The organism is Nesterenkonia sp. DZ6 (assembly GCF_022565835.1).
Classification (GTDB): Bacteria; Actinomycetota; Actinomycetes; order Actinomycetales; family Micrococcaceae; genus Nesterenkonia.
Genome location: NZ_JAJOYW010000005.1, coordinates 77,802 through 91,857, shown reverse-complemented (window position 1 = coordinate 91,857; position 14,056 = coordinate 77,802). Strand labels below are relative to the sequence as shown.

12 protein-coding genes are annotated in these 14,056 nt (G+C 69.9%); 6 read left to right on the top strand and 6 right to left on the bottom strand.

The window, feature by feature from the left end; genetic code table 11:
- Nucleotides 1-26 precede the first annotated feature (26 nt).
- The 4 genes from pheT to LTH93_RS12395 all read right to left on the bottom strand — a co-directional run bounded on the left by pheT (nucleotide 27) and on the right by LTH93_RS12395 (nucleotide 6,625).
- Nucleotides 27-2,594 carry a phenylalanine--tRNA ligase subunit beta gene (pheT, locus tag LTH93_RS12410; protein ID WP_241471132.1) on the bottom strand — a complete coding sequence of 856 codons (2,568 nt, stop codon included), beginning with the start codon at nucleotides 2,592-2,594 and terminating at the stop codon, nucleotides 27-29.
- Between the two features lie 3 nt (nucleotides 2,595-2,597).
- Nucleotides 2,598-3,647 (bottom strand): phenylalanine--tRNA ligase subunit alpha, encoded by a 1,050-nt coding sequence (pheS, locus tag LTH93_RS12405; RefSeq protein WP_241466278.1) that lies wholly within the window; start codon nucleotides 3,645-3,647, stop codon nucleotides 2,598-2,600.
- A gap of 50 nt (nucleotides 3,648-3,697) precedes the next feature.
- Nucleotides 3,698-4,807 carry a hypothetical protein gene (locus LTH93_RS12400; RefSeq protein ID WP_241471131.1) on the bottom strand — a complete coding sequence of 370 codons (1,110 nt, stop codon included), beginning with the start codon at nucleotides 4,805-4,807 and terminating at the stop codon, nucleotides 3,698-3,700.
- A 126-nt stretch (nucleotides 4,808-4,933) separates the two neighbouring features.
- Nucleotides 4,934-6,625 (bottom strand): glycoside hydrolase family 13 protein, encoded by a 1,692-nt coding sequence (locus LTH93_RS12395; protein WP_241471130.1) that lies wholly within the window; start codon nucleotides 6,623-6,625, stop codon nucleotides 4,934-4,936.
- Nucleotides 6,626-6,847: 222 nt separating this feature from the next.
- Here LTH93_RS12395 and LTH93_RS12390 point away from each other — a divergent pair, with 222 nt between their 5' ends.
- From LTH93_RS12390 to LTH93_RS12370, 5 genes are read left to right on the top strand one after another with little or no spacing between them, the layout of a single operon-like run.
- Nucleotides 6,848-8,080 carry an ROK family protein gene (locus LTH93_RS12390; RefSeq protein WP_241471129.1) on the top strand — a complete coding sequence of 411 codons (1,233 nt, stop codon included), beginning with the start codon at nucleotides 6,848-6,850 and terminating at the stop codon, nucleotides 8,078-8,080.
- A 47-nt stretch (nucleotides 8,081-8,127) separates the two neighbouring features.
- Nucleotides 8,128-8,946, top strand: coding sequence for a CDP-alcohol phosphatidyltransferase family protein (locus LTH93_RS12385; protein WP_241471128.1), 819 nt, complete (start codon nucleotides 8,128-8,130; stop codon nucleotides 8,944-8,946).
- Nucleotides 8,946-9,998 carry a glycosyltransferase family 4 protein gene (locus LTH93_RS12380; RefSeq protein ID WP_241471127.1) on the top strand — a complete coding sequence of 351 codons (1,053 nt, stop codon included), beginning with the start codon at nucleotides 8,946-8,948 and terminating at the stop codon, nucleotides 9,996-9,998. Before LTH93_RS12385 ends, LTH93_RS12380 begins: the two co-directional genes overlap by 1 nt.
- Complete coding sequence (locus LTH93_RS12375) at nucleotides 9,953-10,921, top strand: class I SAM-dependent methyltransferase (protein WP_241471126.1); 969 nt, start codon at nucleotides 9,953-9,955, stop codon at nucleotides 10,919-10,921. The genes LTH93_RS12380 and LTH93_RS12375 overlap by 46 nt, the downstream gene beginning before the upstream one ends.
- Before the next feature lie 4 nt (nucleotides 10,922-10,925).
- Nucleotides 10,926-11,858 carry a lysylphosphatidylglycerol synthase transmembrane domain-containing protein gene (locus LTH93_RS12370; RefSeq protein ID WP_241471125.1) on the top strand — a complete coding sequence of 311 codons (933 nt, stop codon included), beginning with the start codon at nucleotides 10,926-10,928 and terminating at the stop codon, nucleotides 11,856-11,858.
- Nucleotides 11,859-12,184: 326 nt separating this feature from the next.
- Here LTH93_RS12370 and LTH93_RS12365 read toward each other — a convergent pair whose 3' ends face one another.
- Nucleotides 12,185-12,667, bottom strand: coding sequence for a (deoxy)nucleoside triphosphate pyrophosphohydrolase (locus tag LTH93_RS12365; protein WP_241466270.1), 483 nt, complete (start codon nucleotides 12,665-12,667; stop codon nucleotides 12,185-12,187).
- Between the two features lie 11 nt (nucleotides 12,668-12,678).
- The gene (locus LTH93_RS12360) at nucleotides 12,679-13,200 is read right to left on the bottom strand and encodes a polyketide cyclase (RefSeq protein WP_370642760.1); all 522 of its coding nucleotides are present in this window, start codon (nucleotides 13,198-13,200) and stop codon (nucleotides 12,679-12,681) included.
- Nucleotides 13,201-13,370: 170 nt separating this feature from the next.
- On the opposite strand from LTH93_RS12360, the gene LTH93_RS12355 reads away from it, so the two are divergent.
- Nucleotides 13,371-14,003, top strand: coding sequence for a YitT family protein (locus tag LTH93_RS12355; protein WP_241466269.1), 633 nt, complete (start codon nucleotides 13,371-13,373; stop codon nucleotides 14,001-14,003).
- Nucleotides 14,004-14,056 lie beyond the last annotated feature (53 nt).

Below are 14,056 nucleotides of genomic sequence, written 5' to 3'. Positions count from 1 at the left end.
CCTGTGGCTGCCGCTGGACGGCGCTGCTATCTCTGAACAGCACTGTGGCGCTGCTGCGCCAGTGCGACGGCGCCGGCGCGAGCCTCGGAGGCCTCCTCGGCGGTGAGCGTGCGGTCCTCGGCGCGGAAGCGCAGTGCGAAGGCCAGCGACTTGTGTCCAGCCTCGATGTGCTCACCGGAGTACACGTCGAAGAGCTCGATGTTCTCCAGCAGCTCGCCTGCACCCTCGGTCAGGGTGGCCTCGAGCTCGGCGGCCGGAAGCGCGTGAGCCACGATCAGCGACACGTCCTGGGTGGTGGGCGGGAAGGTGGAGATCGGCTCGGCGCTGATCTGTGCCGGGGAGCCGTTGATCAGCGCGGAGAGGTCGAGCTCCATCACCGAGGTGCGGGCGGGCAGGTCCAGCTCCTCGATGACCTTCGGGTGCAGCTCACCGGCATGGCCGACGCGCTCTCCGTTGAACCGGATCTCGGCGGTGCGGCCGGGGTGGAAGGCCTGATGCTGGCCCTGCACCACCTCGAGCTGCACGCGCAGCAGGTCAGCGACCTTCTGCGCGGCGTCCACCGCGTCTGCCCAATCACGACGGCGCCCCGGCACACCAGGCAGCTCGGCCGCCTCGGCGCCGCTGAGCGCGGCCGCGATGTGCAGCGGCTGATCGGGGATGCCGGCGTCGAGCTCTGCCAGCACCTCTTCGCCCGGGTAGACCCCCAGGTCAGGGGTGGCGGCGGAGCCGAGCTGGGACTTCGGGTGGAAGACCGCTCCGGCTTCGAAGAGGGCGACGTCGGTGAAGCCGCGGGAGACGTTGCGGCGCAGCGCCTCGAGCAGCCCGGGAAGCACGGTGGTGCGCAGCGCCGGGTGCTGGCTGGCGATCGGGTTCGCCAGGCGCAGCATGGGCATCGGCTTCCCGGTGTCCTCGGCCTGCCCGAAGCGGGTGTTGGCGGCCTCGGAGTAGAAGGGGTAGCTGAGCACCTCGGTGAACCCTGCGGCGGCCATCCCGGCGTAGACGCCGCGTCGGCGCTGCTGGGAGGTGGTGAGTCCGCGGCCGGCCGGCGGCACCGGAAGCCGGGAGGGGATCTGGTCATAGCCGACGAGCCTGGCGATCTCCTCCACCAGGGCGGCGGGGATGGTCAGGTCTGGTCGCCAGCTCGGCGGGGTCACCAGCAGGTGCTCCCCCTCCTGGCGGAGCTCGGCGCCGATGGCGCCGAGGGTGGAGCTGATCTGCTCCTGGGTGTAGGGCACCCCGGTCAGCCTCTCCGGCAGGGCCGGGTCCAGGCGGATGGGCTGCGGCAGCTCGGGGGCGCCCGCATCGGTGACCTCACGGGTGTCGGTGCCGCCGGCGAGCTGCACCAGCAGGTCCACCACGCGCTGCGCGGCGAGCGGGGGCAGCAGCGGGTCCACGCCGCGTTCGAAGCGCTTCGACGCCTCCGAGGGCAGCTTGTGCCGGCGCTTGCTGCGGCTGATGCTGATCGGGTCGAAGTGCGCGGCTTCGACGATGACGGTGGAGGTGGTGGCGTCCACTTCGGTGCGGGCTCCGCCCATCACGCCGGCGATCCCGATGGGGCCGGACTGATCCGTGATCACCAGGTCCTCGGCGTTGAGGGTGCGGACCTTCTCGTCCAGGGTGGTGAGCTTCTCGCCGGGCGCGGCGCGGCGGACCTCGATGCCGCCGTCGAGCTTGGCCGCGTCGTAGCAGTGGTTGGGCTGTCCCAGTTCGAGCATCACGTAGTTGGAGACGTCCACGGCGATGCTGATCGACCGCATTCCGGCCAGGCGCAGCCGGGAGGCCATCCACGGCGGGGTGGGAGCCTCCGGGTTGATCCCGGTGACCTTGTGCGTGACGAAGCGGCTGCAGCCGTCCACCCCGTAGATGGGGGTGTGATCGGTGAGCGTGACCTCGTGACCGGGACGGGCGGCGGCGTCGTCGTCGTCGGTGTTGATCTTCCCCGTGCTGATCTGGGCAGCGGGGTCGATGAACGGCGAGCCGGTGGCGTGGGAGTACTCGCGGGCGATCCCGCGCAGCGAGAAGGCGTAGCCCCGGTCGGGGGTCACGTTGATCTCCGCGGCGGAGTCGTAGAGGCCCAGCAGCTCCATGGCGTCGGTGCCCGGCTCCGGGTCGAGCCCGAGGGTGGAGAGCACCAGGATCCCGTCGTGGTCCTCGCCGATGCCGAGTTCGCGCACCGAGGCGATCATGCCGGCGGAGACGTGGCCGTAGGTCTTGCGCGCGGCGATCCGGAAATCGCCGGGGAGCACCGCTCCGGGGAGGGTCACCACGACCTTGTCGCCGACCTCGAAGTTGTGCGCGCCGCAGACGACGCCCTGGACGCCCGAGGGGTCGATGCCCTCGTGGGTCAGGGTCTGGGCGGCCCCCTCGGGGACCACGCGAACCTGGCACCAGTTGATGGTCTTGCCGTTGGACTGGGGTTCGGGGATCTTCTCCAGCACCTCGCCGACGACTATCGGGCCGCTCAGCTCATCGGTGGGACGGTGTACGTCCTCCTCCTCGAGCCCGACCTTGACCAGCTCGGCCATCAGGTCCTCGGCGGTGCCCGACGCGGGGAACCGGGTGTATTCACGTATCCAAGAAAGCGGAATGCGCATGTCTCAGACCTCCATTCCGAAGTGCTGGCTGAAGCGGATGTCGCCTTCGATCATGTCGCGCATGTCGGGGACGCCGTTGCGGAACATCAGGGTGCGCTCGATGCCCATGCCGAAGGCGAAGCCGGTGTACTCCTCCGGGTCCACCCCGGCGGCGCGCAGCACGGCGGGGTTCATCATGCCGCAGCCGCCCCATTCGACCCAGCGCGGGCCGCCCTTGGCCTGCGCGTGCCAGACGTCGAGCTCCGCGGAGGGTTCGGTGAAGGGGAAGTAGCTCGGGCGCAGCCGGATGGCGGCGTCGGGGCCGAACATCTGCCGGGCGAAGTGCTCCAGGGTGCCTTTGAGATCGGCCATGGTGAGGCCCTTGTCCACGGCGAGGCCCTCGAACTGGTGGAACACCGGGGTGTGGGTGGCATCGAGCTCGTCGGTGCGGAAGGTCTTGCCGGGGCAGAGCACGTAGACCGGCAGCTCGCGGCTCAGCAGCGACCGGATCTGCACCGGGGAGGTGTGGGTGCGCAGCACCAGGTGGGCCTCGGGGGGCTCCACGAAGAAGGTGTCCTGCATCTCTCTGGATGGGTGGTCCGGCGCGATGTTCAGCGCATCGAAGTTGAACCACTCGGATTCCACCTCGGGGCCCTCGGCGATCTCCCAGCCCATGGCGATGAAGACGTCCGAGACCCGCTCCTGCAGCACCGAGAGCGGGTGCCGGGCACCCAGGGGACGACGACGGTGAGCTGCGGTGACGTCGACGGTCTCCTCCACCAGGATCCGCTCCGCGTGCTCGACCTCGAGCACCTCGGTGCGCGCGGCGAGGGCCTTCTGCATCGTCCCGCGAGCGCCGCCGAGCAGCTTGCCCGCGGCTGCCTTCTCGGTCTTCTCCAGCGATCCGATCGCCCGGTTGGCCAGCACCAGGGGTGCCTTGTCTCCGGTGTGCGCGAGCCGAGCGGCCTTGAGCTCGTCGAGGTCGCGGGCTGCGGCGAAGGCGTCGACGGCCTGCTGCACAGCATGGTCGATGGCGGATTCATCCAGCGGATGCGGTGTTTCGGGCGTGGACATTCTGCTCCCGGGTCAGGTGGGTGGAAACAATCCCGGTCAGTTTATGCGGGTCACTGGTAGGAGACGAACCACGGTTTGGGGTCGACGTCAAAGGTCTGCTCCGAGGTGAAGGTCGGTGAGTCCTCGTCGTAGAAGTTCTTCCAGCCGAGCCAGATGTCTTCGCTGAGACCCTGCTGCAGGGTCTCGTAGGTCTCGGTCTTCATCTGAGGGGTGCCGTGGCCGTCGGCGTGGAGCAGGATGGCCAGCTCTTCGTGGGAGGTGTCGATCTCCTCGCGGCTGGAGATCATGGCGTGATTGAACTGGTGCAGCACCAGCAGCTTCTGCGGAAGCTCATGCTCCGCGGTCAGTCCGGCCAGCCAGTCGGCGACCTCGTTGATCTCCTCGGCGCTGACCGAACCGATCTGCTCCATGTGCCGCTGTCCCTCGCTGAGCCGCCATTCGGGGTCCAGGGCGAGGCCCACGTGGGGCTGGGCCAGGAACTCCTCATATCTCTGGGCCTGGTCCAGGAAGCTGGCGTGGCCGGGCTGCAGGTCGAGGACCACGTAGATGTCCTCCTCGGCGGCCAGGTCCACCCAGGGCTCGATGACCTCGGGATCCAGGGCGTTGCTGTAGTTGCCGTCCAGCCCGGGCTCGTTGGTGGCGATGGAGGTGATGATCTCGAAGGCCGGCTGGACCGGCTCCTCGGAGTGCTCCTGGTACTGCTCGGCGTAGAACTTCACCCGCTCGGCGGCGTCCTCCGGCTCGCCCTCACCCAGGACCCCGAGCGCGGGGATCCCGGGGGCGCCATAGGCGGCGAGGAAGCGCCGGTCGGGGAAGAGCGTGTCGCCCCCACCGGGGAGCTCGGCCGGCTCGGCCTCGGCCTGTGCGTCGGCCTGTGCGTCGGCTGCTGCTGAGTCTTCCTGGTCGGCTGAGTCTTCCCCGTCCGCTGGGTCTGCAGCGCCGGTCGAGTCTTCATCCGCCCCGCCTTCCGCATCCGCGTCAGCTGCCTCGGCGGCATCTCCGGCGTCATCCCCCTCGGGAGCGACATCAGACTGCTCGGAGGAGGCGTCTTCCGGCGCCCCGGCACTCGAGCCACAGGCCGGGAGTGTCACGGCCAGCAGCATGGCACCGAGCATGAGGCCCGGGCGCCGGGTCTGGGAGGTCCAGGCGGTGGCGTCCATGACTTTCACGCTACCGGTGAAGGGCTGCGGCCCTCGCATCGGGGCTGCGCAGCGGAACCGCCGCACAGCACGCAGACTCAGGGCCCACGCGTCTGTCGCACAGCGATCGAGGGATGCCCGGAGAGGTCAGTGCTCACGCAGCCAGACCGTGGTCTCCCCCGGCAGCACGTCCACAGCGAGCGGCTGGGAGCTCACCAGCACCTCCCCGTCGGGCAGCGGGACCGCCTCGTCGCCGAAGTTGGTCACACAGAGCCATCCCCCGGGGCGCCGGAAGGCCAGCACCTCAGAACCGGGCAGCTCAATCCACTCCAGCGCGTCCTCGCCCTGCAGCTCGCGGCGCAGCTGCAGCGCACGCCGGTAGAGGTTCAGGGTCGAGTCCTCGACCGTGTCCTGAGCCTGCACGCTGTAGCGGGCGAACCACTCTGGCTGGGGCAGATGGGCATCGCCCTCACCGAACCCTAAGCTCCCCCCTGCACTGGACCAGGGCATCGGGACCCGGCAGCCATCGCGGCCGACGCTGAACCCGGGGCTGCGGAAGAACGTCGGGTCCTGTCGGTCGGTGTCAGGGATCTCGGCGACCTCGTGCAGCCCCAGCTCCTCCCCCTGGTAGAGGTAGGCGCTGCCGGGCAGCGCAAGCTCGAACAGCGAGGCGGCCCGGGCCCGACGCAGCCCGGCCTCGGCTTCCAGCTCCGGAGAGGTGCCGGCGGTGAGCAGCCAGTGAGTGCCGGCCTTGTCCTCCTGCGGCGCCTTGGGCGGGAGTCCGTAGCGGGTTGCGTGGCGCACCACGTCGTGGTTCGAGAGCACCCAGGTGCTGGAGGACCCGGACTTGGCCGCCAGCTCCAGGTTGAAGGTCACCGTCTCGCGGAACTGCGCAGCGTCGAAGCTGGCCTCGAGCAGGTCGAAGTTGAATGCCTGGCCCAGCCCCTCGGCGGAGGCGTACTTCGGCCGGCGGGCCGAATCCACCCAGGCCTCTGCCACGCCGATCTTCGGCGGGTCGTACTCGTTGAAGACTCCGCGCCATTCGCGGTAGATCTCGTGGACCTCGTCCCGGTCCCAGATGGGGTGGGCACCGTCCTTCGGCGTGGCGTCCAGCTCGGCCTGGCTGGGCAGGTTCGCCGGCAGGTCCTTGGACAATCCGTGTGCGACGTCGACCCGGAATCCGTCCACGCCGCGGTCGGACCAGAAGCGCAGAGTCTGCAGGAAGTCCTCGTGGACCTCGCGGTTGTGCCAGTTCAGGTCCGGCTGTTCCTTCGCGAAGCTGTGCAGGAACCACTGACCTGGAGAGCCATCGGGTTCGGTGATCCTGGTCCAGGCGGGCCCGCCGAAGATCGAGGTCCAGTCCGACGGCGGCTGCTCTCCCGCTGCGCCGGTGCCGTCGCGGAAGATGTAGCGCTCCCGGGCGGCCGATCCCTTCGGCGACTTCAGCGCCTCGAGGAACCATTCGTGGCGGTCCGAGGTGTGGTTGGGCACGATGTCCACGATCAGTCGGATCCCCGCGCGGTGCAGCGCGTCGATCATGGTGTCGAAGTCTTCCAGCGTGCCGATCTTGGGGTCGACGTCACGGTAGTCGTCCACGTCGTAGCCGCCGTCGGCCAGCGCCGAGGGGTAGAAGGGGCTGAGCCAGACGGCGTCGATCCCGAGGTCCTGCAGATACCCCACCCGCGAGGTGATGCCGCGCAGGTCTCCGATGCCGTTGCCGTCGGCATCGGCGAAGGAGCGCGGGTAGATCTGGTAGACCGCGGCCTGGCGCCACCACTGGGGGTCGCTGCCGAGTCCGGCGGCTGCTGTCGGCGATTCTGCGGTGGAGGCGAATGACAAGGGGTTCTCGTCCTCTCGTTGTTTCGGGTGGGTCTCGCAACCTGGATCCAGGTTGCGAGGAGATCGTTGGACGGCGCCCTGGGTGAGCCCGGAGAGCGCGCAGCCATGTGCTGTCGAACCCTGGCAACTCCAATCCCGCTTTAATATAAAGACTTAATATAAGCGATGCAATAATGTGCGGAGGATTCCTCCTCGACAAGACAGTTCGGAAGCAGGCCACCCATGAGTCAGACGCGTCCTCCTGCGCCGGCTGGTTCTTCCCAGCTGATCCGCCAGCTCAATGCGCAGCGCGTGCTGAGCTGCATGTGGGGCCGCGAGCCCAGCACCGCCACGGAGCTGATGCACGCGACCGGACTCACCCGGGCCACGATCCTGACGCTGTGCCGAGAGCTCACCGAGCAGGGCTGGCTGGAGGTGTCCGAGAACTCCCGCCAGGCCGGTCAGTACACCAAGGGCCGCCCGGCCCTGCGGTACGCCTTCCGTGAAGATGCCTGCCATGTGATCGGCGTCGACGCCGGCCTGCACCAGGTCACCGCGGCGGTGGCGAACCTGCGCGGCGTCGAGGTCGGCTGCGCCACCCGAGAGTCGAATCCACAGGGATCCGACGCCCCGCCGCAGCCGGCCCAGGAGCGACGACGCACGATCCTGGACACGGTCGACGCGGCCCTGGCGCAGGCCGGGCTCGCCCACGCCGACGTCGCGTGCCTGGTCATCGCAGTGCCCGCGCCGGTGGACTCGTCAGGGCACTCCCCCAGGGGGCTGAATCCCTTCTGGAGCCTGATGAACCCCGAGCTGATCTCCCTGGGGGCCGAGCACGGCTGGGACTGCGCGGTGGACAATGACGCCAATCTCGCCGCCCTGGCGGAGCTGGACCTGCAGTCCAGCTCCTTGCACGACTCCTTCGCCGTGATCCTCTCCGGGGAGCGCCTCGGCGCCGGAATCGTGATGGAGGGGCGTCTGCTGCACCAGCCGCGCGGCGGCATCGGCGAGCTCGGCATGCTCGATCTGGTGCACGGCGTCGAGTCCGCGAACGGGCTGGGCTGGTGGGCCCGCCACCTCGCCCGAGAGGCCCTGCAGAAGACCCCAGAGCTTGCCGGTCCGCTGGGTGAGGTGACTGCCGAGGCGGTGACCTCGGAACATGTCTTCGCTGCGGCGGCGCAGGGGGATCCGCTCGCGCGGGAGATCATCGACCAGCTCGCGGACCGGCTGGCGCGGATCTGCGTGGTGCTCTCCGGCCTGCTCGATCTGGATCGGATCCTGGTCTCCGGAGCCATCGCTCCGGCGCTGACCGACGTGGCCGCGCTCGCGAAGCAGAAGCTCGCCCAGTACCTCTATGCGCCGTGGCTGCAGATCGAAGCTTCGACGCTCGGGGCCGACGCGGTCCGGCGTGGAGCGATCCGGCTCGCGGTGGACCGGATACAGGACCAGGCGCTGAACAGCGGACCTGGGCATTGAGCGCAGAGTCCCTGCCGGTGGTGCGAATCCCGGCTAGGTTATCTGACATGGAGAAGACAGGGCGCGGCCCCGATCGACACGGGGGCCGGACGCCTGGAGCTGGGTCCTCAGCCGCCGGAGGACCTGATGCGGGCGCATCTGCGGGAGGCACCGGTCGCGGCCGGGTGGCGTGGGACGCCGTCGTCCTGATCCTCGCCCCCGGTGCCGTCGCGCTGGTGCTGGCCCTGACTCTCGCTCCGAATGCGGGGACCGCCGTGGTGATCATGGCCGTCGCGCTCATCGCCCCGGCCGTCGCGGCCGTCTCATTGCTGCGGCGCCGGCCCCGCGCGGTGACCACCGCTGACCGGGTGACCCTGCTCCGCGTGGGACTGATCGGGGTGCTCACCGCCGCGGCGGTGCTGATATTCGCCGAGGCGATCCCCGCCCGCAGCTGGGTCCTGGCGGTGGTCATCGGTGTCGCACTGCTGCTCGACGCCGTCGATGGCTGGGTGGCCCGGCACACGCGCAGCTCCAGCGCCTCGGGTGCGCGGTTGGACATGGAGGCCGATGCGGCCGCGCTCCTGGTGGTGTCGCTCATCGCGGCGGCCACCGTGGGCTGGTGGGCGGTGGCGATCGGCGCGATGCGCTACCTCTTCGCAGCCGCTGCCCGAATCCGCCCGGCGCTGCGCGGGGAGCTGCGCTACAGCCTGTTCCGCCGGACCGTGGCCGCGATCCAGGCCTCGGTGCTGTGGGTCGCGCTGCTGCCGATCACCCCTGTCCCCTTCGCCGCGGCCGTGACCGCGATCGCGCTGACCCTGCTGGTCCTCTCCTTCGCCCGGGACGCCATCGGCCTGGAACGCTTCGCCCGCACCGGGAAGACGCGCTGATGGCGCGATACGCGTTCATCGTGCCCGCCGACCTTCCCGGACCCAGCGGCGGGCTGGCCTATAACCAGCGGGTGCTCGCACAATGGCGGACTATGGGCCTCGACGTCGAAGAGGTCCCAGTCCCCGGAGCCTGGCCCCGACCCGCCCCCGCGGACCGTCGAATCCTGGCGCAGCGCCTGCGGCAGCACCGGCGGGTGCTGATCGACGGGATCATCGCCTCCGCCGCCCCGGAGGAGCTCCGCGTCGCCGCCGCTGCGGGCACGCGGGTCGCGATGCTGGTGCATCTGCCGCTGCCGGCCGAGTCGGGGCTGACCCCCGGCGAGCAGCAGCGGCTTGCCGCCGGCGAGGCCGCAGCGGTGAGCGCCGCGCACGTCGTCGTGTGCACCAGCGGGTGGGCGCACGATGACCTGCAGTCTCGTTACGGACTGGGACAGGTCTCGGTGGCGGAGCCCGGGGTCGACCCTGCTGCGCTGGCGGCGGGCAGCCTGCCGGCGCGGCTGCTCTTCCTCGGAGCGGTGACCCCGCGGAAGAACCCGCTGGGTCTGCTGCAGGCCCTCGGAGAGCTCACCGCACTGCCCTGGAGCGTGGTGATCGCCGGGCCGGAAGGTCAGGATCCCGGCTATGCGGGGCGGGTCCGCGCCGCCGCCGACGCGCTGCCCGACGGACGTGCCGCGGTGATCGGCCCCGTGTCCGGGCAGCAGCTGGAGACCCTGTGGGGTGAGACGGACCTCCTGGTGCTTCCCTCCCTGGCCGAGACCTACGGGATGGTGGTCACCGAGGCGCTCGCCCGCGGGATCCCCGCACTGGTGGGAGCCGGGACCGGTGCGCAGGACGCCCTGTGCGGTGACCCGTCGGGGCCTCGGTCCGAGCTCCCGACCCCCGGGGCCGCGCTGGATCCATACGACCCCAGCGCCTGGTCAGACCTGCTGCGCGCCTGGTCGAGCGATGTGCATCTGCGCCAGCAATGGCGCCGCGCCGCGCAGGCGCACCGGGCTAGACTTCGGACATGGTCACACGCAGCGCAGGATCTCAGAACGGCGATCGAATGGTGACGCGGCCGGTGCCCGCCGATTGGCTGGGTCAGCGCCGCCGCGCCGATCACCAGGCCCGCGAGAAGGCCGCCCCGCTGATCGAGACGCTGATCGCACGGCTGGACGAGCTGCTGCCCATCCCCACCGGCTCAGCTGCGACCGGCTCGGACACCGCCGGTTCAGATACCGACGACGCCGGCTCCGTGCCCGCCCCGGCACCCGTGCCGCCACCCTCCTCCGTGCACGTCATCGACGTCGGGGCCGGCACCGGGTCCAACCAGGCCTGGCTGGCCCCACGACTGTCCGTCGCGCAGCACTGGACGCTGCTCGACCATGACGCGGATCTCCTCGAGGTCGCCGCGGAGGACCCCTCCGCCGCCGGTCCCGGTGAGACCACCCGGGTGCTGGGCACCATCGAGGACCTCCCGCGCCTGACCCGTGGCGAGCAGGTCCAGCTGGTGACCTGCTCGGCACTGCTGGACCTGCTCAGCCCCAGCGAGGCCGAGGTGCTCGCCGACGCGATCGCCGGCCCCGCGGCCGGGGCTCACGTCTCGGCGCTGCTGAGCCTCACCGTGACCGGGAACGTGGAGATCCAGCCCGGCCACCCCAGCGACGCGGTCATCACCGACGCCTTCGACGCCCACCAGCGCCGAGACGGCCTGCTGGGGCCCGACGCCGCCCACACCGTGGCGCAGCTGCTGCGCGATCGCGGCGCAGAGGTCACACTGATCGCGACCGACTGGGCGCTGGACTCCACGGAGGCGGCGCTGATCCAGCGGTATCTCCGCGATCGCGCCGCTGTGGCTGTGGAACATGACCCGTCGCTGGCAGGCGTCGCTCAGGACTGGCTCTCGGCGCGCGAGTCGCAGCTGTCCCAGGGCGAGCTGCGGGTCAGCGTGGGACATCTCGACCTGTTGAGTCTGCCAGGCACCTCCACCCGGTGACGCGATGAGCCTCGACCAGCGCAGCCAGACCGTCCGCAGGGGACACACCTTCCTCTTCGCCGGGCTGCAGGTCGCGATCACGCTGGGCATCTTCGGCTTCCTCGCCGCCCAGTGGGGCATGACCCCGTTCATGGACGCGTTCAGGCTGCTCCCGGTGTGGATCTTCCCCGCCGCGGCGCTGCTCGGCGGGATCGGTGTGCTCACCCAGGCCCTGCGCTGGCGCGTGATCGCCCGCCACCACCGGATCAGCATCGGCGTCGGCCCCGCGATCGCACGCTGCTGGCAGGCGGCCTTCCTCAACGGGGTGCTCCCCGGGGGGCTGGCAGGGGACGCGCTGCGGGCGGCCGACGACAGCAGCGACGCCGAGGTCGAGGCTGGCGGCAGCGCGCTGCGCCGGGCGTTCGCGGCCATGGCCGCTGAGCGGCTGATGGGCACCGCGGTGGCGTTCATCGCTGCTGGACTGACCCTCCTGGTGCTGGCGCCGCTCGCGGGGCTCGCCTCGTTGGGCGTCGCGACCGCCGCCGTCGTCGTGGCCTGGCGCTGGCTGAAGCCGCTCTCTCGTGGTGACCTCATTCAGGTGGTGCTGCTCTCCGCCACCGGATGGGCGGCCTTCGCCGCACTGTTCGCGCTGACGATTCTCGTGGTGACCCCCACGATTCCGCTGGCCTGGGCCCCCGGACTGGCGGCAGTCGCGATCGCCGGAATGTCGGTCCCGCTGGGATTCGGCGGCTGGGGACCCCGTGAAGCCGCGGCCGCATGGGCATTCTCGCTCGCCGGATTCGCCCCGCACCTCGGTGTGACGGCTTCGATCAGCTATGGCCTGCTGGCGCTGGCCTCCACCCTGCCCGGGGCGATCATCCTGGCCCTGCGCGTGCTCCCCCGGCTGGAGCGGGCCCGGCGGGTCAGGGACCGGCGCGAGGGTCGAGGCTCCGCCTGAAGGACCGGCTCAGGGACCGGCTGGAGATCCGGTTGGAACACCGTCTGGAACGGCGCCCGAGACACCGGTCGGGGTGCCGGCCGGAACTCGGGACAGCGCGTTCGCATCGAACCTGCGTTCTGACAGATTTCTCACAGAAAGCGTCGATAGAACAGAACTTCGACGTTTCAACCTGGACGCTTGCCGGGCCGTAGAATAGGTGTTCTAATGGCCTTGCGCGATGGGAAGCGCGATGCGCGCAGGGGCCCTCCTCACTGCCTCTGCGCGCATCTCCCCACGCGAGATGCGGCGAAGGTCCTGCTCAGACGCCCGTCATACGTTTTTGCTCAGGAGTCTCGGTCCCTGATGATCTGTTCCACGATCGGTCGGTCCGCCGGAATCCACGGGTAGTCCAGCAGCCGCGCGGTGACCGGGACCCAGTCCACACGGTCATGGTCTTGAAGTGGGAACGGCTCACCGGCGAGGACCTCCCCGCGGAAGAGCCGCATCGCCGTCGTATCCTTCAGCCACCAGCCGGCCTCGGCGAAGTAGGCGCCGTGCCCATTGCCGATGACTTCCGCATGCAGAGCCACGGCGACGCCGAGCTCCTCGCTCAGCTCGCGGTGCAGTCCCTGGTGCAGCGTCTCACCGGGCTCGAGCTTGCCGCCGGGAAACTCCCACATGCCCGCCACGGGCTCCGGGGCGGTTCTGCGGGCGATGAAGAGCTCGACGTCGTGACCGGGCCGCTGACGCATCAGGGCGGCGGCGACCACGGTCTTGCTGAACTGCGTGGCGGTCTCGGTGAACTGCGTGACGGTCTGGCTCTCCATGGAGCCCAAGCTTAGGCGGAGGTCTCCACCACGGTCTTCAGGCGCGCAACAGATCGGGCCAGAGTCGCGGAGCTCGTGGACCTGGCACGGGCAAGCCGCTGCTCGTCATGCAGCTGGGACCAGTCATAGGTGTGGGTGACCTCGGTGCCACCGTCCTCGGTGGCCGCCAGCGACCAGCGCCAGAGATGACCGGCTGGCGCCTCACCCAGGGTGGAGGGCTTCCAGGCGATGAGCTGCCCTTCGAGGAACTCCACCACGTGGTTCTCCCGCACCTTGCCGTTGGTGAGCTCCATGCGGAAGACATCGCCGACGCCGCGCACCCGCTGGCCGGCCTCGGCCTTCGCGAGGTTGTCATTGCCGTCGAACTCGACCTGCAGCGCGGGGTCCGCGAGGAACTCGAAGACCACCATGGGCAGCGCGCGGATGACGTCGCGCGCGCAGACCACACGTCCGCAGAACTCGGGATCATAAGAGAGATCCTCTGCGCCGTTCTCGCCGTACTGGGCCGCATGCGCAGGTGTCACAGGATCCATGGGGGTGTCCTCGATTCGCCGTTGAAGTCTTGGAGCTCCAGCTTACGCCGCCGATGCTGCGCGGCGCCTACAGATGAATGCCATACGCAACCACCCGGCCGCCGTGACGGTGCTCACTTAGCCCGTTGTTCCGCGCTGAACCGGGGTTGACCCGCTATAGGCTGACGCTCATGTCCGGATCCCAGAACGTTCCTCCCTGGCCAGAGGAGAGAACCATCCCGCATTCACCCGCCGAAGACGTCTTCGGCGTGCTGATCGGCACCTTCCTCGCGTCCCTGGGCCTCTATGTGCTCCAGCAGTCCGAGGCGGTCACCGGGGGCACCGCAGGGCTTGCGCTGCTGCTGACCTACGCGACCCCGTTGAACTTCTCCTGGCTCTTCCTGCTGGTGAATGTGCCCTTCTTCGCGCTGGCCATCTGGAAGAAGGGCTGGACCTTCACGCTCAAGACCGTTGCCGCCGTCGCGATCGTCTCGGGCTACGCGCTGCTGCACGGACCGATGCTGGCCCTGCCCGAGCTCAACCCGCTCTACGGGGTGCCGGCGGGCAATATCGTGATCGGCATGGGGCTGCTCGCGATCTTCCGCCACGGGGCGAGCCTGGGCGGGTTCAACATCGTGGCCCTCGTGGCGCAGGAGCGGCTGGGTCTGCGCGCCGGATATGTGCAGATGAGCCTGGACGTGGTGGTCATCCTGCTGGCGCTGACCGTCGTCGCCCCGCTGAATGTGCTCTACTCGGCGCTGGGCGCGGTGCTGCTGAACCTGGTGCTGGCGCTGAACCATCGCCCCGGACGCTACCGCGCCTGAGCTGCGCCCCGCGTCGGGCAGAGACACGGTGTCCTCAGAAGCTGATGAAGCTC